The organism is Alistipes sp. ZOR0009 (assembly GCF_000798815.1).
Lineage (GTDB): Bacteria > Bacteroidota > Bacteroidia > Bacteroidales > ZOR0009 > Acetobacteroides.
Genome location: NZ_JTLD01000025.1, coordinates 25002 through 46770, shown reverse-complemented (window position 1 = coordinate 46770; position 21769 = coordinate 25002). Strand labels below are relative to the sequence as shown.

The following is a 21769-nucleotide window of genomic DNA, read 5'->3' as shown; positions in this document are numbered from 1 at the left end:
TACTTATCAACTATATAGTACGACATTAATCACCCCTTTCAAATCCCTTTTATACCTATAGGAATTACGAGTAGGCAACGTGTAGGTCGATTTACTTGTTGCTAATTACAGTATTAGCAACTATGGTAATGGGAATTTGTGCTCCATTTGGCATTTGTGCTCCTGGTAGTATATCCATAACCCCTTTGAGCGCCTGCTCTGATGTGTTATTGATAATCCATCCTGTAGACTTATCCAAAATGATAGTTCCTTCCACGCTACCGTTTACAGAATACTTCATTTCCATCCCCGCATTGCTAATTGCAGGAGCATCCAGAGGTGAGGAAACAACCGAATTCATCTTAATACTATAGGTTGTAGGTGTCTCATCAATCACCTCAAACTTAATGTCCGAAATTAAAGGCATTTGCCCAGAGAGCTGACGTTTGGTTTCCCATTTACTTCCCTTCGAAACCTTCGCTGGAGTAAACATGGCTAGCGAGCTGGCGATATTATCTTTTAACGAAGCCTCGCCAAAGGAGTTCTTAATTTGAGCGCTCATTGCTGCCGTTTCAGGATCATTCGGATTTCCCGAAGCATTAACAACAGCCTTTATAAGGCTATCTGCCTCAATTTTATGAACAATACCTCTATTGGAAATGGTTGCCCTAAACGGTTTAGACACCATACTCGCTAGTATGGCAGAAGCCTTATCCTTATTAACATCAGAGCTATACTCCATATTCATTCCTTGAGCGTTAACCGCCATCTTGAGCTTTGTGTAAGCAATTTCGAAGAAGAAAAGGGAATCTTTAACATCCACCACCTTAAAGTTGAGATCCTGGACATTGGTGATGCTCACCTCCATATCCATTCCTCCAAACTGCTGGTTCATCTTCAAATCGACGGAAGTTTTCTGAAGGTAGGTTTCTCCTTTCTTTAGGTTAAGTAGTAGCGGTTTTTGCGCAAAAGCGCCTGTGGCTGCAGCCAGTAGTACAATCGCAAGTAATTTTCTTTTCATGATGCTATTTTTAGTAAAATTCATTTTAAAAACATGCCACATATCTCTGCACGCTGCCCAAATTGGCATACAGCATCGATGAAATGCAGAAATCTTAACGCCCTAAATATGGTAATAGCTACAAAATTGGTTTAAGTTAGTGCCTTTAAGACGCGTATGTAAGCCAAAGGTTACACTGCAATTTTAATAAAAAGCCTTTAAATGTTAATAAAGTTTACACTATTATTTATAAAAAGGTAGCTAGCCACATTGGTTGAAAACATTTCAGGCAAGCAACCTACTAACAATACATTTCTATCAGACAGTTGGGCCCTCTCCGTTTACTTAGCAGGCATGACAACAACCGCTGCTACAAGCAACAGAAAAGTCGTTAGATTTTCTTTAATGGAAATAGATATAGAAGAAGTAAAACCTTTGGCAAGACTTGCCCTCAGAAGCAGAGCTGGATCAACTTACAATATAGAGAAGAGATACAAAAAAGATAGGCGAGCCTCCTAATAACAAGAAGCTCGCCTACGCTATTTTTATCTACTATATGCTAAAACTTATTGATGGTTTGACGGATAGCTACCAGATGTTCTAGTAGGTTTTCCATCAGATCAAGGCGAAGCATGTTGGCTCCGTCCGACAGCGCAACGGCTGGGTTAGGGTGCGTTTCAATAAAGATGCCATCAACCCCAACAGCAATACCAGCGCGAGCAACCGTTTCTATTAGCTCTGGCTTACCACCTGTAACGCCGCTCGATTGGTTGGGCTGCTGTAGCGAATGGGTAATATCCAGCACAACAGGGGCTCCTGTTTTTTGCATTTCGGCTATACCTCTATAGTCTACCACCAAATCGTAGTAGCCAAAGGTAGATCCTCTTTCGGTAAGCATCACGTTGTTGTTCCCCGACTCCTTAATCTTATCGGCTGCAAACTTCATCGCCTCTGGAGCCAAAAATTGTCCCTTCTTGATGTTTACATACTTGCCGGTTTGAGCAGCAGCAATAAGCAAGTCGGTTTGACGGCAAAGGAATGCTGGTATCTGAAGAATATCTACATATTTTGCAGCAAGAACAGCCTCTTCCTTATCATGAATATCGGTAACAACAGGGATGTCAAACCTGTCGCTAATCTTCTTTAATATTTCGAGCGCCTTAACATCACCGATTCCTGTAAAAGAGTCTAAACGAGAGCGGTTAGCCTTACGGTAAGACCCCTTAAATATGTAAGGGATTTGCAGCTTATTGGTAATTTCTACCATCTTTTCTGCCACCTCCATGGCCAGCTCTTCGCTTTCAACTACACAAGGTCCAGCAAGTAGAAAAAAGTTTCCACTCTCCTGATGTTTTAGCTTGTCGAGTTTCAGTTGCATTGTATGTTGTTTAATATTTGTACTTATCTCCCCAGTAAATGTGCATGCGCTGGCGTATTTCCTTCTCCTTGGCATTGGCCTGCGGCTCATAAAACTTGGTATTGCCGGCCTCCTGAGGCAGGTAGCCCTGCTGAACAAAGTTACCCGGATAAACATGCGGGTAAAGGTAATCCTTCCCGTAACCAAGGTTCTTCATGAGCTTGGTAGGCGCATTTCGTAGGTGCAAAGGTACAGGTAAATTTCCTGTTTTTCGAACATAATCCAGCGCTTCGTCTATGGCCGTGTAGGCAGCGTTACTTTTGGGGCTTGTAGCAAGGTAAACCGTTGCCTCCGAAAGCACAATACGCGCCTCTGGCATCCCAATTACATGCACAGACTGGAAGGTGGCATTGGCCAAGAGCAACGCGTTTGGATTGGCTAAACCAACATCCTCGGCTGCCGATATAACCAATCGTCGTGCGATGAACTTGGGATCCTCTCCGCCTTCGAGCATACGGGCAAGCCAGTAAAGCGCCCCGTTGGGATCGCTTCCTCGTATCGACTTAATAAAAGCAGAGATAATATCGTAGTGCTGCTCGCCGTCCTTATCGTAAATGGAGGTTGCCTCCTGCAGCTTATCCACCACCATCTTATTGGTTATAACCACCTCGTCGGCTGTAGAGGCCAGCAGCTCTAGTATATTGAGCAGCTTGCGGGCGTCGCCTCCACTAAAGCGGATAAGGGCATCGTACTCCTCCACCGCTATCTGCTTTTCCTTTAGCTCCACGTCCTGCGCAATTGCCTGATCGACCAAACCAACCAAATCCTTTTCGTCGAGATGCTTAAGCGTGTACACTTGGCAGCGCGAAAGTAGCGGAGAAATCACCTCAAACGAAGGATTCTCGGTGGTTGCACCGATAAGGGTTACCACCCCCTGCTCCACGGCCCCCAGCAGCGAATCCTGCTGCGATTTGCTAAAGCGGTGGATTTCATCTATAAAAAGTACAGGCGATGGCGTATTGAAAAAGCGCTGCGACTTTGCCTTCTCAATCACCTCCCGAACATCCTTCACGCCCGAGTTAACCGCGCTAAGGATGTAGAAAGGCCTGTCCACCTCCTTGGCAATAATGTTGGCAAGTGTTGTTTTACCAACCCCTGGAGGTCCCCAAAATATCATAGAAGGAATATTCTTTGACTCAATAAACCTTCGCAAAACTGCCTTTGGACCAACCAAATGACGCTGGCCTACGTACCCATCTAAGTCGCGGGGACGCATACGTTCTGCTAATGGAATATTACTGCTCATGCTCTTCAATTCTTTGATGTAAATATAGCAGTTCGGCGTTTGTTTAAAAAAGATTATTCCGAATTAATGTGCAAACGATGCGTTGTATGTTAAAATGTTTATAATTATTTCTATCTTAGTCGTGGGAAAAATTAATAGTTATGAGAATACTTAAGAAAGCGAGTTGGTTGGTTGCCTTAGGGCTGATGGTTAGTATTTCAGGCAAAGCCCAAACAGACATCACCGAACTTTTAAAATTGTATCAGCAAGCGTCCAAAGAAGTAAACTCTTTGGCTTACGCCTACATGAAACCTTTTGGAGAGGAGTTTGGAAAAACTCTTAATACGGGTTGGTATACTTCTGCAAAACCTCACAAGCTGGGTGGTTTTGATATAACTTTTTCGGCAACAGTTATTCCAATCTCTTCGAGCATGAAGCAATACGATGCTGGTGAGATATTAAAAGGTAGCTCCGTTCTTCGAATTAAGCAAGGAGATTCGCCTATTACACCAACTGTGCTTGGAAAAGATGTTGAAGGACCAACCGTTGAGCTTATTGAGCCTAACACTAAGATTGTACTATCGTCAATGAAGCTACCTCAAGGAGCAAATCTTCCGATAATCCCAATGGCAAACTACAACATAGGTATAGGCTTACCTTTTCATACAGACGTTGCCTTTAGGTTTGTTCCAAAAATCAACATTAAGGATGACGGTAAATTTGGCATGTGGGGATTTGGCATAAGGAATGAGTTTAAGGAATTTATTCCCGTATTTAAGCTGCTTCCTTTTAGCATGTCAGCATTTTTTGGTATGACCAAGTACAATCTATCTTGGGATATGAAAGACAATAGCTATGCTGATAAAAAGTATAACAATCAAGAATTGTCTACAGATGCGACTTCATATACTGCACGATTGCTGGTATCTAAATCAATTCCTGTTTTGACTGTATATGGAGGTTTAGGTTACAATAGTAATTCGAGCAACTACAAGTTAAAAGGTGCCTACCAATACAACGGTATTGCTATTAATAATAGTCAAGACCCTTTTAACTTAGACTACACCTCTACAGGCTTTGTGGCTAACGCAGGATTCAGGGTAAAGCTGGCTGTATTTATGCTTTTTGCCGACTACACCTACGCCAACACATCGATGTACACCGCTGGTATGGGCTTTACCTTTAGATAGTAAGCAAACAAAATATTTGAAATCCCCTTAAGCAGAAATGTTTTAGGGGATTTTTTTTGAAATTATCCAATCTAGAACCTGAATATAATATGCTTTAAACTTAAAAACCACTTAACACGACTGAAATATTGGGGATCTCAATGGCAAATGAGACAATCCTCAAGATATACCATTCACACAACTTAAACATTACTCCAGCAGTCCTAAAGTTTATTAATACGAGTATCCCAAGATTCTCTGCAAGCCTATAGATAATACCTTTGCAATATATCTACGGGTATCCAAATGGGAAAGATAAAGTACATATTTCAAAGTTTAATGCTTGCCATCGTATTCTATACTATAGGCTTCATATGTATGCCCATATTCCCTTCTGATGAATTTAGAATTCATACACATCAAAAAAAAGTAGAATGTGTAACTTCGCATTTCGTAGCGCAACTGAATATTATCAAAAATCATACAAAGAATAACAAACGATCAGTTGCCCACAAACACTTAATTTCTCTAAAAAAGTTTTCTAACACAGATTCATCTCTCGAAGAAAACATATTATTGGCTCATATTTCCCTCATCCCGAACTATGAGCAGCTGGCCATTTCGGGCTGCTACATCGATATCATAACGCCTCCCCCTTCCTTTTCTTAACTTGAAATTCCAAGTCCTTTTATCTAAGGATTAACAAATCTTTTTTTACTTATTATTAAACTACGTTTATGAGACGTATCGTACTGATACTGTTTTGTGCATTTGCGTGCTATAAAGCCAATGCACAAGATACATTGAGCATTACTATAGCTCAAGTACAAGCTGAATTTTTATCCAAAAATCTCAGCCTAATAGCTCAACGCTATAATATGGATATAAGTGAAGCGTTGGTGAAGCAAGCACAGATTTTTGCAAATCCATCAGTTGGAATTAATAGAGAATTCTACTCTGGTGAAACGCATCGATTTTTAAAATCAGGAAATACAGCCGAATATTCGCTACAAGTTCAGCAGCTGTTTTCGATTGCAGGAAAAAGAAAAAACTTGATTGAAAGCGCAAAGCTAGGTTATAATCTTAGTCAGCTATCCTACCTTGAATTAATGAGGACTCTTAAATATCAAGTTTCTACACTATTCTATCAACTTTACTTTTTACAGCAATCCTTTCCCCTATACCAAATGGAAGAGGCATCTATAGAAAAGGTTGTTAAGGCCTATAAGGAGCAAAGAAGAAAAGGGAATGTTGCCGAAAAAGACTACCTCCGAATGGTTGCCTTACAGGAATCCCTTGAGCATCAAAGACTCGCTGCAGAAGATCAGCAAATAGCTCTTCAGGCAAACATAAATACCCTTCTATGCTCGCACGGCAAATACTATAAGCCTCTATTAGGGCAAAATTGGCAACGCGAATTGGTAGCTGAAAAGTTGCCATCTTTTCAAGCCATAATTGATAGCGCCACCGCGAATCGTCCAGATCTTAAGATGGCACGAACAAACCTTCTTCTGGCCCAACAAAATGTAAGATTGCAACGTTCGCTAGCCTTCCCAGATATTACTATCGGAGGAAACTATGATAGAATTGGGGGACCTACCAAAAATTACATAGGACTCACCGCATCATTTGAGCTCCCGTTATTTAATAGAAACCAAGGAAATATTCGCTCTGCAAAAGCTGCTGAGCTCATGGCTCAAACGCAAAATTTAGAGCAGTATAATAAAGTTAGCCAAGAAATACTGTCAAGCTACGAGCTACTATCCCTTTACCATAAATCTGTTCTAAAAAGTGATCCATCTTACATGGAAAGCTACAAAACGATTCTAAATGCAGCATTGCAACAATACCTTCAACAAAACATGGGTCTGCTGGAGTTTATCGATTTATACGAGAGCTACAAAGACAACTTATTGCAATGGAACGATAGGTGGATGAAGTATTTCATAGCCAAGGAAGACCTTAACTACAAAGTAGGATATTCACTCGTAAAATAATTTATATAAACGATCAACAATGAAAGCACAAATTCTATCTATAACAGCATTCGTAGTGCTATTTGCAGCTTCATGCACTAGCAGAAATGGAGAAGAAAAAAAGGAATCCCACCCAAATATTATCAGCGATACCATGATGAGCATGATAAAGCTAGATACTGTCCGTCTTGTTCCAATAGAAGACGCTTTAAGGTTAACAGGAACGGTTGGTTGCGATGAAAATCACATGGCTAAGGTTTTCTCGGCTAATAGCGGGCAGGTTATTAGGGTAAAGGTTTCTATCGGAGATAAAGTAACCAAAGGACAACCTATTGCAACTATTAAAAGCGCAGATATTGCTGGTGGATATAGCGATTTTTCTTCTGCAAAAGCAGATTGTGCAACCGCAAAACGAAATTTCGAAAATGTAGAAGCGATGTATAAAAGTGGACTCTCGAGCGAAAGAGAGTACTTAGAAGCAAAAAATAATTTTCAAAAAGCGCAAGCACTAGTTTCCAAAGCGGAAGGTATGCTGGCAATAAACGGAGGAGGAAGCGCCAAACAAGGAGGTTTTTATACAATCAAATCACCTCTTAATGGCTATATCGTCGATAAAAACATTACGGAGGGAAGTTTTATCCGTAATGATAATGGAAGCGAATTATTTACGGTAGCATCGCTTGACAATGTATGGATTTGGGCAAACGTATTTGAGCGTGATATTGCCAATGTTGCTATTGGATTTAATGCAAAAGTCAGAACATTAAGCTATCCAGATAAAATATTTACAGGAAAGGTAGATAAAGCAACAAGTGTATTAGACCCTGTAAGTAAGGTTATGAAAGTTCGAGTTGTTATTCCGAACCCCAACTTATTGCTGAAACCGGGGATGTATGCCGATGTTTTCGTTTCTAAAAAAGAGTCCAAAATGGGCCTAGAGATTAATTCATCATCTGTATTAAGCGAAAACGGGGAAGCCTTTGTCGTCGTTTTCAAAGATCGATCCCACTATGAAATCCGACCTATTAAGATATCAAAAAGCGTTGGAGACAAATGCTACATCAGCGAGGGGCTCGCAGCAGGAGAACAAGTTATTTGCCAAAATCAGCTACTTGTTTACAACCAAATTAAAGAAAAAGTTGAGTAGCAATATATGTCAATTGAAAGATTTACAGCTTTTAAACTAGATGTTTATGAATGGACTAATTAAAAGAATCATTATATTTTCGTTGCACCACCGCTACTTTGTCTTCTTTATCACAGGCATTCTGGCGATTATAGGCTTCATAACCTACCAACACACTCCTATTGAAACATTTCCAGATGTTACCAATACGCAAATAATCATAATTGCTCAGTGGCCAGGACGCAGTGCCGAAGAGATGGAAAAATTTGTTAGTATTCCACTCGAGGCAGGTCTTGCTTCGGTACAAAAAAAGGCGACACTTCGTTCTATTAATACGTTTGGATTAACATACATCTGCATCATATTCGACGATGGCATCGACGATGCGTTTGCTCGGCAACAGGTAATGAGCAGACTTGCAAATGTAGACCTCCCAAATGATGTAAAGCCAGAAGTACAACCGCCTTACGGACCAACAGGAGAAATTTACCGTTACACGCTTCGAAGCCAAACTGCAAATATCAGAGAACTTACCACAATTCAAGATTGGCTTCTGGATCGAGAATTTAGGCAGGTGCCTGGCGTTGCAGAAGTCAACAGTTTTGGAGGCGAAGAGAAAAGCTTTGAGATAGACACCTATCCTGAATTGCTATCTCAATATGGGCTTACAGCATTAGATGTTTATCGAGCTGTTCAGAAAAGCAACATCAATGTAGGTGGAGATGTAATTGAAAAAAATGGACAATACTATGTTGTGCGAGGTATCGGTATTCTGAAGAATATCCCCGATATCGAGAACGTCATTGTTAAGAAAGAAAACGACGTTCCCATTCTTGTAAGGGACGTAGCACAAGTTCGAGAAACTGGGTTACCCCGTTTAGGCTGGGTTACGCGCGACAAAGAAAACGATGTAGTTGAAGGAATTCTTGTTATGCGAAAAGGAGAGAATCCTTCTATGGTTCTAAAAGGTATTAACGATAAGGTTAAAGAGCTAAATACCAAACTTAAATCACAGAATGTCGAGCTAGTTCCATTTTACGATAGAACTAACCTGATGAGCTATGCAACGCATACCGTTATCCACAATTTAATTGAGGGAATAATTTTAGTTACCATCATTGTATTCCTTTTTATGGCAGATTGGCGTACAACCTTGACGGTTGGCTTAGTTATTCCTCTTGCATTGCTTTTTGCCTTCATTTGTATGAAGACAAAAGGTATGTCTGCCAATTTAATGTCAATGGGAGCCGTCGATTTTGGAATTATTATCGATGGATCAGTCGTCATGGTAGAGGGAATGTTTGTGGCTCTGGATAAGCTGGCTAAAGAGGTTGGAATGGATCGTTACAATAGGCTAACCAAACTTGGCCTAATAAAAAATGTTGGCACCGAAATGGGGAAAGCTATCTTTTTTAGTAAAATAATTATCCTAACCTGCCTAGTTCCCATTTTTGCATTTGAGAAGGTAGAAGGAAAGATGTTTTCTCCCCTAGCATGGACATTAGGGTTCGCTCTTCTTGGTGCTCTTATTTTAACGCTCACATTTGTTCCTGCGCTAAGCAGCGTCTTGTTAAAGAAAAATGTTAACGAGAAGAACAATCCAATAGTCAGCTTCTTTGAGAAACATATTATGAGAGCATTCAACTGGGTTTCTCGAAATGCTCGGCTATCAGTTTTCGTTGCTTTAGGATTACTATTTATCACATTTTTATCAGTCAAATTATTAGGTACAGAGTTTATTCCGCCACTTAATGAAGGAGCACTTTGGGTAGAGGCCGAGCTCCCCATGAGTATAAGCTTACAAAGTGCTAAGCAAATTAGCGATAAGATGGTAAAAACGCTTGACGAATTTCCTGAAGTACGGCAAACCCTTAGCCAAATAGGCAGAACAAACGACGGAACTGATCCTAAAGGTTTTTTCAATGTTCAAATTCAAGTAGACCTAAAAGCCAAGGAAGAATGGAAAAGAAACATTACAGAAGACCAGCTGATACAGGAAATAGACAAGAAGCTCAAGGTCATTCCTGGAATTGTATTTAACTACTCGCAACCAATTAGAGACAATGTAGAAGAAGCTGTAGCAGGAGTAAATGGAGCCCTGGCAATTAAACTTTATGGTCCAGACTTTAAGGTGCTAGACACTTTAGCCCGTAAAGCAAAAGATGCAATAAAGGATATTCGAGGAATCGATGATTTGGGCATCTTACGAAACTTAGGGCAACCAGAATTTCGGGTAGAGCTAGATCAACAGAAAATGGCCCTGTATGGAGTAAACACAGAAGATGCCAACTCCGTAATAGAAACTGCACTTGGAGGCAAATCAGCCACTCAACTATATGAAGGAGAGCGTAGATTTGACATTAGAGTTAGATATCCTTTAGCATATAGAGATACTTACGAAAAAATAGGAAACCTGATGGTTCCAACAATGAATGGATCAATGGTTCCCGTAAAAGAGATTTCGAAAATCTACACCCTTACGGGCCCTGCATTTATTTATAGAGATAACAATAAACGTTATATCGCAGTAAAGTTCTCGGTAAGAGAAAGAGACCTAGGGAGTACCATAAAAGAAGCACAACAAAAAGTTGCAAAAGCGATTACCCTGCCTGCTGGCTACGAAATGACATGGAATGGCGAGTTCGAAAATCAACAAAGAGCCTCTTCAACATTGGCCAATGTCGTTCCAATGTGTCTTCTCGCCATCTTCCTGCTTCTATTTATGACATTTGGCAATGTAAAGGATGCAATACTAACCCTACTCAATGTTCCTTTTGCTTTAATTGGGGGAATTTTAGCCTTACATGTAACAGGATTAAACTTCAGTATTAGCGCAGGTATTGGATTCATTGCCCTTTTTGGGGTATGCATCCAAAATGGGGTCATTCTTATCAGCGTATTCCGAAATAACCTTTCGGCTGGTAATAGACTAGCATATTCGGTAAAAGAAGGAGTTCGAAGTCGCATCCGTCCGGTGGTAATGACGGCCTTAATGGGAGCAATTGGCCTACTACCTGCTGCAATTTCAACAGGAATTGGATCTGAAAGTCAGAAACCTCTTGCAATTGTTGTAATTGGAGGGCTGATTACATCAACTATCTTAACATTGCTTATTTTACCTATCATTTATTCTTGGACATATAAATTTATCCACAATCGAGAACGGATTGCTAAGTACAAAAAATAGAACTTGAAAAACTCGCGTTAGCAATTTAGATATTGACAACGCGAGTTTTTTTCGAAGATAAATGAGTAATTTAATCTTTAATTATTTTATTGAAGACAAAACCTGTCATTTGCAATCAAAAGAAAAATACAACACCTCCCAACAACACCAATTAAATACATATTAATCAGCCGTATGAGCAGATATCATGCTAGAAGTAAGATAAAATTGGACACCAAGGGCAAACCCGAACATGTCGGTTCTAAATTTTCCTGATATTTGAAATCTTACAAGTCTTTTATAAAAAAGCCAAATCATAGTCAATCCTAAAACCCGCTAAAAGCGAAGTCTCCTAACATCGCCTAGGCCTAATATCAAATATTCTCAATTATTTCACACTTTTTACTGCAACATTATTGTGGGATAGACGTCTTATTAAGGCAGCTTACTGCAATCTATATTAGTTAATACATACAATTATAAAACTTACCAGCAATGGGTCTATTCAACTTTAACCGCAAAAAGGAGCAGTCTAGCCAACCTGAGGGGGCAGACCGTCCCATGCTCGAACGCAGCATGGCTCCTCAGCCTATTGATGCGGATGCCATTCAATCCGACGTACCTGTACTAGGTATTGATGCAATTTATGCCTTTTTACAGGCAGACTACGAGACCAAAGGCTACAACGATGCGCTCACCAACCCCGACGAGAGCTACAAGGCAGACAACATCAAACTTTTTCAGTACGACCTGCAAATTCTTATCCAGCGCTCCTTTATGTACTACGATGATAAAATCAAGGAGATCGACTTTCATATTGGGTCGCGTACAAGGGCTGGGTTAATCGACTTGGTGGAGGAGCTAAAGATAAAGCGTAACCTGGTAATTGAGCATATCGAAAAGGTGAAGCAGCTTCAGCACGACACCGCCTCGAACACCGGGATGAGCGAGCGCATAACCCTCTCCTACCAGCGTGGCTTTATGCGTGGGTTGGCGGCCATAACCCAAACAAAAGTAATGAACATCACCCTTTAAACCAGAGCAATGAAAGATTGGTGGATTAAGTTAGGCTGCTACCTCACAGGATACAACTATAACATTGTAAAAAGTTCGAGCGAGGCTAGCGCAAAAGCCGTTAAGAAGTTTGCATCTGCACTGCTTATCATCAGCATGGTTTGGTGCTTCATTGGATATGAATTTACCAGCCGCTACCTGCATGGAAGCGTACTCACCTCGGTTATTGGAGCCTTAATAATGGTTGTGATGGTAATTCAAATAGAACGCCAAATCATATTAACCATCGGCAAAAGCCAGTCGGTAAAGAGATTCCGTATAATCATAGGTATTGTAATGGCAATTATTGGCTCGGTGATTATTGACCAGGTGATGTTTAAGGACGACATAGAGCGGGAACGCATTACCATCGACCAAGAGAAGGTAAATAAGGCGATGGCCATAAAAACCAAGGAGATAAACGATCAGGTAGCGCAGCTCGATTCATCGATTGCCCGTAAGGAGCGCGAGCGAATGAAGACCATCTCTGAAATTACCAAAAACCCAACCATCACTGCCTATAATACCCAAACCCAAACCAAGGCAGATACCAACGGACGAATGGTAACCGTAGGCCGAACAATGACCAGCCAGTCGATGCCGAATCCGAAGATAGAGATACTCGCACAGCTCGATTCCCAAATCAAAACGCTTCGCGAAAACAAGCTGGCCAAAGAAAATAGCCTTCTTACAATTAGGGCAACAGTAGAAACGGAGATAAAAAATAACAAGCCCTTCCTAGAGGAGCTCTCCATTCTATTTAAGATACTAATGTCGAGTCCTATCGCATTTGTGGTTTGGGCGCTAATTTTCACCTTCTTTTTCTCGATAGAGCTATTTGTCCTCTACTGTAAGTTTGGTGACGACAAGAACGACTACGATCGTACCATTATGCACCAGATGCAAATAAGAATGCAGATGATAGATAAGCTAAACGAATAAACGTCGGAATACGTAGTTTTGCGGGCTGTACTAAGTAGCCTGCTTAGAAAGCCGAGAAATCTCGGCTTTCCTTATTTTGAAAAATGAAAAGTTTACTAAATCATATTCCGTTCCTTAGTCTAAAGGTAAAACGGACAGGAATCGTCCTGCCTAATGGCATAATACTATCCCTCTTTTAAGGACAACCCGCCATTCCTAAAAAAGCAAAAAACGACACCGACACATTATGTTTTACAGCATAAAATCAATCGTTTTTCAAAACGTAAGCACATAGCAAATTGGCAGCAGAACCTGCTGTAGCCGCAAAAAATCCTCTATGGCAATAGCAGCAAAGGACTCATAAGACAAATATCGGGTCTTGAAATGAAAACGCCTTTGATCGTAACTTTTGCACAGCATTGCCACCACATATCCTCATAAATCAATTTGATTATGACCTATTGGCTGGTAGTGCTAAAAATTAACTTAATTATTAACAACTCTAAAGTCATAAGACTATGGCAAGACGAGAAAAAGGCTCTGCTGCTTTTGATAAGCTAGACCAACGTCTGTCGGGTTTAAAGGCTATTGATGAGAATCTTGATCTAGGTGGAGGAATTTCGGTATCCGAAGTTGCCACCAAGCTCAGCAGCTACGACAAGGAGCTCGAAGAGTATAATATTATGCTCAAAAATCTCGATGTTAAGCTGCACAAGATTAACGATCTTGAGGATGAAGCAAACTCCTTGAGCGAAAAGATTCTCATTGCCGTTGCGTCTAAGTTTGGCAAGGATAGCGACGAGTATGCAATGGCTGGTGGCACCCGCAAAAGCGATATCAAGCGCAAAGCTGCAGGAAAACCATCAACAAAACAAAATTAGAGAAGGCTCTGCATTAGGTATTCGGGGATGTATTCCGGCATACCTTAAAAGGACTAAAGGAGGAGGGTTACGAAAATAGCCGTCCTCTTTTTTTGCTTGTCGACAACCATCAACATCACATTATACGCATGAATTTTAGCCCATAAAACAAGATATGCTTACCCCTAAACATCAACCAATATTTCTTTGCTCCGATCTTGATTTTTAATCATCAACAAGGTAACTTGTAGCAATTACTGGTTAACCCAATTGCAAGCTTATGAAGATTACTTGTAAAAACTGCGGAACTCACTTTGAGGGAAACTACTGCTACAACTGCGGACAAAGTGCCGACACGCACAAACTTAACTCTGGATATCTCCGGCAAAATCTTCATGGATTACTATTCAAGTACTTTCACAAGGGAATTTTATATACCTCCAAGCAGCTGCTAACAAAGCCAGGCCATAGCGTACGAGACTATCTGGCAGGGAAAAGGGTTGGCCACTTTGATCCGATTTCGCTGCTAATTACGTTTGCGGCATTGTACGGTTTACTGTACCATGCGCTTGGAATAAACATAATAGATTCAAGCACAGTTAAAGATGCGAAGGAAGCGGCAGAGAATAGCGCCGTCAACACTTGGATTATTGGACATTACGCGTTAGTTACATGTACAACGCTACCATTTCTTGCTCTTGGATCCTACCTGTGCTTTCGCAAACAAGGGTATAACTTTGTAGAGCACATCGTTTTTAATGCCTTTTTTGCAAGCCAACGTATGCTAGTACATCTAGCAACGATTCCTATACAGGTAATGCTAAACAACACGCACGATCTGCACAAATTTTTAAATGGGATGCTAATTATAGATCTGGGATTACTCATCTGGAGCTACCACCAGCTATTCAACAAATTAAAAACAGGGAAAGTGGTGGGCTTAACGTTGCTAACCTACCTTATATTTACAATCAGCTACATGAGTGTAGTCGGGCTCATTCTCATTCTACTTCCAATATTGGGGCTTTTATAGCTTGATCTTACTTGTTGTATGTAGCACCTCTAGATTATTAGGTCGATTTATACTCGTCTCGTAAAAGCGAATATAAATAGTGATCGATAAGGTGGCCCCGTATATTTTCCACTTGACGAAGCGTTCCCTCTTTGGTAAATCCCAACCTTTCAGGAACTCTTTGGCTTCGAACATTCTCAACACCACACCTAATTTCTATTCGATTTAGCATTAGCACTTCAAAGCCATACTGCAGCAGCCTCCGGCATGAAGATGTTATAATCCCATTTCCTTCATGCTCCTTCCCTATCCAATAGCCCAATTCCCCAACATGATTGTATGTATCAACCTTATATATTCCAATCCGCCCAACTACCATCTCGTCACATAAAATGACAAAGGCATAATCAGTTCCCATTGCATGCCGTTGCTCTGAAACGCTGATAAAGTCTCTGATAAAACTAACCCCATGCATGCTATCAATCCAAGGAAGCCACTGCCTCAAATGCTCTCTATTATCATTTGCAATATCAAATATTGGCTGCACATGCTTTGAGCTAACAAGTTCAAGTTTAATTCTACCATCAACCTTTAAAATCATAAATATGCATTTTTATATGAATGATGTCGGCTTAATGCGATGCTTTCTCGGCAAAAGCAATAATGTGCCCATCAGGATCTGCTACGTAACCAACCTTATCTCCCCAGTTTCGAATTTCGATAGGGCTAACAAGTAAAGCACCTCCATCGAGCGCATTATAAAATTCGTTTTCTAAATCGGAAACATACAGGTAGAGTTCACAACGAGGTATACCTATTCCTCTATCGGGATGAGGCATTTTATCAGCCAGTATTTTGGCAATACCATCATTGGGCATAAGCCCCAACTTACAGTTTTTGGTAACCAAAAATTCAGTCATTCCAGGTACATCTAACTCGGGTTGCCTCCTTAGCAATTTCTGGTAAAAATTTCGGCTAATAGCCTGATCTTTTACATACAACACTACCTCGAAATATTTAATACTGTCTACCATAAGAGTATCAGTTAAAAACTAACGTACTTCACCAAGCTGCTGTCAACACCTGTATTGATCCTATTTTTATATAAAAAAAGACCGAAAGCTATACTCAACGGTCTTCTTCAATAAATATCTAGTCTACAAACTTATATCCAACACCTTTTATGGTTTTAATAAAGTCATCACCAATTTTCTCTCGCAGCTTGCGGATATGCACATCAATAGTTCTATCCCCTACAATTACGTTATCGCCCCAAATGGCGTTAAATATTTCCTCTCTGGTAAACACCTTCTTAGGCTTAGAATAAAGCAAAGCAAGCAGCTCAAACTCCTTCTTAGGAAGCTCCAGTTCCTGCCCTTCCTTAATAACCACATACCTATTCTTGTCAATAATAATGGCAGCGTCATCAGAAATAACCGTTGTATTTGCTCCCGTATGTTCGGCCCGTCTAAGAAGTGCCTTTACACGGCTAACAAGCACCTTTGGCTTTATTGGCTTGGCAATATAGTCGTCAGCCCCAGCCTCAAACCCTGCAATTTGAGAATAATCTTCCCCTCTGGCAGTTAAAAAGGCAATAATGGCGGTAGATAGTTCTGGAATTTTACGCATCTCCTCGCAGGTCTCGATCCCGTCCATCTCCGGCATCATCACATCTAGGATGATCAGCTGAGGTCGAACGTCCATGGCAACAGAAATGGCATCCCTACCATTGGTAGCGGTATGCACTTCGTATCCTTCCTTTTTTAGATTGTAGCTTACAAACTCTAAAATATCATTTTCGTCGTCTACAAGCAGAATTTTGTGGAGCCCTGTGTCCATAAGCGTTTTAAGGTAATGTTTATTTACTCTACAAGTTTACTTACCTAACATTAGGTTAAAGTTAAGCATTAGCTAATTAATTACAACATAAAAGGCCAATACATTTTCACTTTCTTTTACAAGAAAACATCGAAGAGCGATTAATGTTAAACAAAACATCATTATTTTACATTTATTAAAAGTAAATAATTGTAAGCCATATTAACAATATTAGTTCACATCCTTAATATATTAGCCAAACATCGCTTACATATAGATAAAAAAGAGAAAAAAAATATTACAAGAAACAGAATCACTTATTGCTTAAATTTATAGATTGCGAAAAAATCAAACACATCATATTATGGAAACCAAGACTAAGCTAACAAGTCACGATTACATCGAAAGAGAAGAGAAGTATGGCGCCCACAACTATCATCCACTACCCGTAGTCCTTGAGCGCGGAGAAGGAATCTACATGTGGGATGTTGATGGTAAAAGATATTTTGACTTTTTATCAGCATACTCAGCTGTAAATCAAGGACACTGCCATCCTAAAATTGTAAACGCCATGGTAGAGCAAGCCATGAAGCTGACTCTAACATCGCGCGCATTTTTCAACAATGTACTTGGCGAATTCGAGCAATATATTACTAGCTACTTTGGTTACGACAAGGTTCTACCGATGAATACCGGAGCAGAAGCCGATGAAACGGCTCTTAAGCTTTGTCGTAAGTGGGCTTACATGAAAAAGGGAATCGCCGAAAATCAGGCAAAAATCATAGTTTGTGATGGAAACTTCCACGGACGTACTATAACCATTGTTTCCATGTCTAACGATCCAGAATCCTACGGAGGATACGGACCGTTTACCCCTGGATTTATTCGCATTCCGTATAACGACATCAACGCTTTAGCAAAAGAGCTCGAAGATCCAACCGTTGCTGGCTTTATTTTGGAGCCAATACAGGGAGAGGCTGGCGTTTTTGTTCCAGATGAAGGCTACCTAAAGCAAGCATACGAGCTTTGCAAAAAGAATAACGTGCTATTTATCGCCGACGAGGTGCAAACAGGTATCGCCCGCACAGGCAAGCTGCTAGCCTGCGATCACGAAGAGGTTAGACCAGACATCCTTATTCTTGGAAAGGCTGTTTCTGGTGGCGTTATGCCCGTATCTTGCGTTCTCGCAGACGATGACATCATGCTCTGCATCAAGCCAGGCGAACATGGCTCTACCTTCGGCGGCAACCCTGTTGCATGTAAGGTTGCTATAGCCGCGCTACAGGTGGTAAAAGACGAAAAGTTGGCAGAAAATGCAAATCGACTAGGTGAAATATTCCGCTCAGAAATGCGCTCATTCGACTCGCCTATGATCGAATTGGTAAGAGGAAAAGGCCTTCTGAACGCCATCGTTATCAAGAATATGAACGGGAAAACGGCTTGGGACGTTTGCCTTGCCATGCGCGATAGAGGCGTTTTAGCCAAACCAACCCACGGAAATATAATCCGTTTCGCACCACCATTGGTTATTAACGAAGAGCAGCTTCGCGAAGCAATCGGGCTAATAAAGCAAGCGTTCGAAGATATCCGCAATAGCTAAAAAAGAAACTACAAACTGCTAAACAATCTATCTATTGAATCAACTAAAAAGCTGCCCTTAGGGGTGGCTTTTTTCCTTTAAGTGGCATTTCACATTAAAATGGGCTTAAAAAGAGAGCAAAGCGTGTAACTTTTTAATTGCTTCGACGTCTTTAAATACCTTTGTAATTTTAATTGATTATTCACCAGTAAAACTTAAATCATAAGGATGAAAAACAGGTATCTTCTCATGGTACTAGCAATGGCACCTGCCACCGTTACCTTTGGTGGCACGAATCCAGATGCTAAAAAGAAAGCACTTGATGCTGCAGACATGAATAAGGATGTGAAACCCGGCGTAAATTTTGTTGAATTTGCGGGAGGAACATGGCTAAAAAAGACCAACATTCCCGACGACAAAACTTCGTATGGCGTTTTCGACATTCTCAGAGAAAAATCCATCAAGGATGTACAGGAGATTCTTAAGGAAGCCTCCGCAACTACAGGTGCTCCAAAGGGTAGTGCTGCACAAAAAATTGGCGACTTTTATGCTTCTGGAATGGATAGCACCAGAATAGAAAAGTTAGGAGCCGCTCCGCTTCTTAAGTACATCAACCAAATCAATCAAATTCAAACAATGGGTGATGTACAGCAAGCCATTACCCAAATGCATCTTTACGGGATTCCCGCATTGTTTGGCGCTGGCATTGAGCAAGACTTTATGAACAGCCGCATCTACAAAATGTACCTGGCGGAGTCTGGTTTAGGAATGCCAGACAGAGACTACTACGTTAAGGATACCCCTCACAACAAGGAACTTCAGGCAGCCTACAAAAAGTTAATCACAAAGATGCTAACCTTAGTTGGCTACACCCAGAGCGCTGCAGAAGAGGCTACAAAAAACATTTACGCACTCGAAAGCAAGCTTGCTGAGGCTTCTAACACGCGCCTAGAAAACCGCGATAATCAAGCGTTGTACAACCCAGTCAACACTTCGGATCTTGCAACTAAATATCCTTCATTCCCTTGGAATAGCTACTTTACAACCCTTGGTCTTAACCTTACCAACGATCAGGTTATTGTAATGCAGCCAAAATTTTTCAAAGCAGCCGATAGCCTACTTAAGGTTACTCCGGTTAACGTGTGGAAGCAATACCTCGTGTGGACAGCAACTCGCAGTACAGCTTCGTCGCTAAGCAGCGATTTCGTTAACGCTAACTTCGAGTTTTACGGTAAAACCTTGTCAGGACAGAAAGTTATTTCTCCTAGATGGAAACGTGTATCTAACGAGGTTGATGGCAACCTAGGAGAAGCAATTGGACAGCTATACGTTCAAAAGCACTTCCCTCCTGCTGCAAAACAACGAATGATAGCCCTTATTGAAAACCTTCGTACAGCATATCGCGCTAGAATTCAAAAGTTGGAGTGGATGAGCGATGCAACCAAAGCAAAGGCAGCTGAAAAGCTCAACAAGGTAATGGTAAAAGTAGGATACCCCGACAAATGGAAAGACTACTCCTCAATGGAGGTAAATCGTGATTCCTACTTCGAAAATGTGCTACAAGCAAGCAAATTCCAAATTAGAGAAAACCTTAATAAGTACGGAAAACCGGTAGACATTACCGAATGGGGAATGTACCCTCAAACTGTAAACGCCTACTACAACCCATTAAACAACGAAATCGTATTCCCTGCCGCCATCCTGCAACCTCCATTCTTTAATATGGATGCAGACGATGCTGTAAATTACGGTGCAATAGGTATGGTTATCGGTCACGAAATGACCCACGGATTTGACGATCAAGGAAAGCAGTTTGACGCTAACGGAAATATGGTTAACTGGTGGACCGAAGATGATACCAAAAAATTTGCAGAACGTACCAAGGTTATTATAGACCAATACAACAACTTCAAAATCCTAGATAGCCTTCATGTTGATGGAGAGCTTACACAAGGCGAAAACATTGCCGATAATGGCGGATTAAACATCTCATGGGATGCCTACATGCTTTCATTAAATGGCAAGAAACCGGCCGCTATTGATGGATTTACCTACGACCAACGCTTCTTCCTTGGCTATGCTAAGGTTTGGAGACAAAAGATGCGCGATAAAGAGCTTATGCGACGCCTAAAAGAAGACGTACACGCTCCTGCTATTTCACGCGTAAACAAAGCAATTTTCAACATTGATCCACTTTACAAAGCTTTTGATATTAAACCATCCGATCCGCTTTATATTGCACCTGCAGATAGAGCCAAAGTTTGGTAAGTAATATAGGTCAGCAACAGAAACGCACCTTCAAGCAATTGGGGGTGCGTTTTTATTTACTCAACTACTTTCCTAACCGTCTTACCGACATATTTTGATTTTTAACAAGATCAAAGATATTTTCAACCTTATCTTTCAACCCATCTAATAGTTCAACATCAGCATACTTATCCGTTCTAAGCTTACTAAGAGCAGCTAAGCAATCATCGGTGTGCCTTATCAAAACGGTTGAACTATAAATAAGCTGTTCGACAGAAACTCCTCGCTGTTTATAATCCCCGAGCAACCCTTTCAGCTGCTCGTACATTTCCAAACTTGTCCGATAATTTTTCGTTTGCTGATCAAACGCATAGAGCCACAAATCTCGTTGCGCTTGCTCTTCACTCTGTAAAGCCAGATGGTAATACTTCTCCGTCATCGAAAAATATCGCTTTGCAGCCTCATTTTTAATGCCAGCCCACTCCATCCGTCTCATCAAATTGCTAAACATTCTTGATTCTGAGAGTACCTGATAATCGCGAATGGTATCGTTGTAGTTAAAAAGATAGTCATCATCTTTAGACAATTTTTGTCCGTAGAATTCGTCGGTTTTAATAGGCTGATAGAGCAGCTGCCACATCGGATCAAAGGGCATGTGCGTTTTTATAAATTCCACTGGCTCTACCATAAAGTAGTCGTACGAAACCCGTTTTACAAGTTCGCCATTAACCCATTCGCTAGCGCCCCATGTTGGATCAAATAATTTCCATTGCCCATTAGCGAGCCGAGCGGCAACCCATGCATGCTCCAAATCTACAACCACACCATTCTGCTTGGTATATCCAGAGATGTAGTGTGCCTTTATACCCAACTCCCGGCTGATAGCAATAAACAAATCAACATAGCCAGAACAAATTGCCTTACGCTTGCTTAAAGTCCCACGAACAGCAGAATCGCTACTATAACTTAGCGGATTGGCCATTCGATCTATATCGTAGGTGATGTTGCTACAAATCCATCCATATATGGCCCTTAACCGATCTGGCTCGCGGCTAAAATTATTCTCTATAAGCATTCGTAACGTATCGACACTAACGATATCCTTTTTCGAAATTTGATGAACAAACCTATCAACCTTTCGGAAATTTTGAGAAAATCCCGAAATAGTCCAAATCACCAAACCAAGTATGATCGCCGCTTGCCTCATACTATCAAATATAG

At 40.9% G+C, this 21769-nt stretch carries 18 protein-coding genes; 11 read left to right on the top strand and 7 right to left on the bottom strand.

The window, feature by feature from the left end:
- Positions 1-91: 91 nt before the first annotated feature.
- Complete coding sequence (locus L990_RS08420; RefSeq protein WP_156121456.1) at positions 92-1000, bottom strand: DUF6263 family protein; 909 nt, start codon at positions 998-1000, stop codon at positions 92-94.
- Positions 1001-1249: 249 nt separating this feature from the next.
- On the opposite strand from L990_RS08420, the gene L990_RS19955 reads away from it, so the two are divergent.
- A complete protein-coding gene (locus tag L990_RS19955; protein ID WP_156121454.1) occupies positions 1250-1498 on the top strand; it encodes a hypothetical protein in 249 nt (82 codons plus the stop codon).
- A 40-nt stretch (positions 1499-1538) separates the two neighbouring features.
- On the opposite strand, the gene kdsA is transcribed toward L990_RS19955, so the two are convergent.
- Complete coding sequence (kdsA, locus tag L990_RS08415) at positions 1539-2357, bottom strand: 3-deoxy-8-phosphooctulonate synthase (protein ID WP_047447635.1); 819 nt, start codon at positions 2355-2357, stop codon at positions 1539-1541.
- Positions 2358-2367: 10 nt separating this feature from the next.
- Positions 2368-3642 (bottom strand): replication-associated recombination protein A, encoded by a 1275-nt coding sequence (locus L990_RS08410; RefSeq protein WP_047447633.1) that lies wholly within the window; start codon positions 3640-3642, stop codon positions 2368-2370.
- Between the two features lie 140 nt (positions 3643-3782).
- On the opposite strand from L990_RS08410, the gene L990_RS08405 reads away from it, so the two are divergent.
- From L990_RS08405 to L990_RS08365, 8 genes are all read left to right on the top strand, one after another.
- A complete protein-coding gene (locus tag L990_RS08405; protein ID WP_047447631.1) occupies positions 3783-4811 on the top strand; it encodes a DUF6588 family protein in 1029 nt (342 codons plus the stop codon).
- 716 nt (positions 4812-5527) lie between these two features.
- Positions 5528-6787 (top strand): TolC family protein, encoded by a 1260-nt coding sequence (locus tag L990_RS08395; RefSeq protein ID WP_047447627.1) that lies wholly within the window; start codon positions 5528-5530, stop codon positions 6785-6787.
- 19 nt (positions 6788-6806) lie between these two features.
- A complete protein-coding gene (locus L990_RS08390; protein WP_047447625.1) occupies positions 6807-7913 on the top strand; it encodes an efflux RND transporter periplasmic adaptor subunit in 1107 nt (368 codons plus the stop codon).
- A gap of 46 nt (positions 7914-7959) precedes the next feature.
- The gene (locus L990_RS08385; protein ID WP_047447623.1) at positions 7960-11079 is read left to right on the top strand and encodes an efflux RND transporter permease subunit; all 3120 of its coding nucleotides are present in this window, start codon (positions 7960-7962) and stop codon (positions 11077-11079) included.
- A gap of 474 nt (positions 11080-11553) precedes the next feature.
- Positions 11554-12093 carry a hypothetical protein gene (locus tag L990_RS08380; protein ID WP_052180855.1) on the top strand — a complete coding sequence of 180 codons (540 nt, stop codon included), beginning with the start codon at positions 11554-11556 and terminating at the stop codon, positions 12091-12093.
- 9 nt (positions 12094-12102) lie between these two features.
- Complete coding sequence (locus tag L990_RS08375; RefSeq protein WP_047447621.1) at positions 12103-13053, top strand: DUF4407 domain-containing protein; 951 nt, start codon at positions 12103-12105, stop codon at positions 13051-13053.
- 497 nt (positions 13054-13550) lie between these two features.
- Positions 13551-13913 carry a hypothetical protein gene (locus tag L990_RS08370; protein ID WP_047447619.1) on the top strand — a complete coding sequence of 121 codons (363 nt, stop codon included), beginning with the start codon at positions 13551-13553 and terminating at the stop codon, positions 13911-13913.
- Between the two features lie 259 nt (positions 13914-14172).
- Positions 14173-14925: a DUF3667 domain-containing protein gene (locus L990_RS08365; protein WP_047447617.1), complete on the top strand. Its 753-nt coding sequence runs from the start codon at positions 14173-14175 to the stop codon at positions 14923-14925.
- Positions 14926-14962: 37 nt separating this feature from the next.
- Here L990_RS08365 and L990_RS08360 read toward each other — a convergent pair whose 3' ends face one another.
- The 3 genes from L990_RS08360 to L990_RS08350 all read right to left on the bottom strand — a co-directional run bounded on the left by L990_RS08360 (position 14963) and on the right by L990_RS08350 (position 16743).
- Entirely contained in the window at positions 14963-15505 is a 543-nt protein-coding gene (locus L990_RS08360) for a GNAT family N-acetyltransferase (RefSeq protein WP_047447615.1), read from the bottom strand.
- 31 nt (positions 15506-15536) lie between these two features.
- Positions 15537-15938, bottom strand: a complete 402-nt coding sequence (locus L990_RS08355; RefSeq protein ID WP_047447613.1) for a VOC family protein — start codon at positions 15936-15938, stop codon at positions 15537-15539.
- 118 nt (positions 15939-16056) lie between these two features.
- Positions 16057-16743, bottom strand: coding sequence for a response regulator transcription factor (locus L990_RS08350; protein WP_047447610.1), 687 nt, complete (start codon positions 16741-16743; stop codon positions 16057-16059).
- 343 nt (positions 16744-17086) lie between these two features.
- Here L990_RS08350 and rocD point away from each other — a divergent pair, with 343 nt between their 5' ends.
- Entirely contained in the window at positions 17087-18322 is a 1236-nt protein-coding gene (rocD, locus tag L990_RS08345) for an ornithine--oxo-acid transaminase (protein WP_047447607.1), read from the top strand.
- Positions 18323-18529: 207 nt separating this feature from the next.
- Entirely contained in the window at positions 18530-20569 is a 2040-nt protein-coding gene (locus L990_RS08340; protein ID WP_047447605.1) for a M13 family metallopeptidase, read from the top strand.
- A 64-nt stretch (positions 20570-20633) separates the two neighbouring features.
- Here L990_RS08340 and L990_RS08335 read toward each other — a convergent pair whose 3' ends face one another.
- A complete protein-coding gene (locus tag L990_RS08335; RefSeq protein WP_047447603.1) occupies positions 20634-21755 on the bottom strand; it encodes a transglutaminase domain-containing protein in 1122 nt (373 codons plus the stop codon).
- Between the last annotated feature and the right edge of the window lie 14 nt (positions 21756-21769).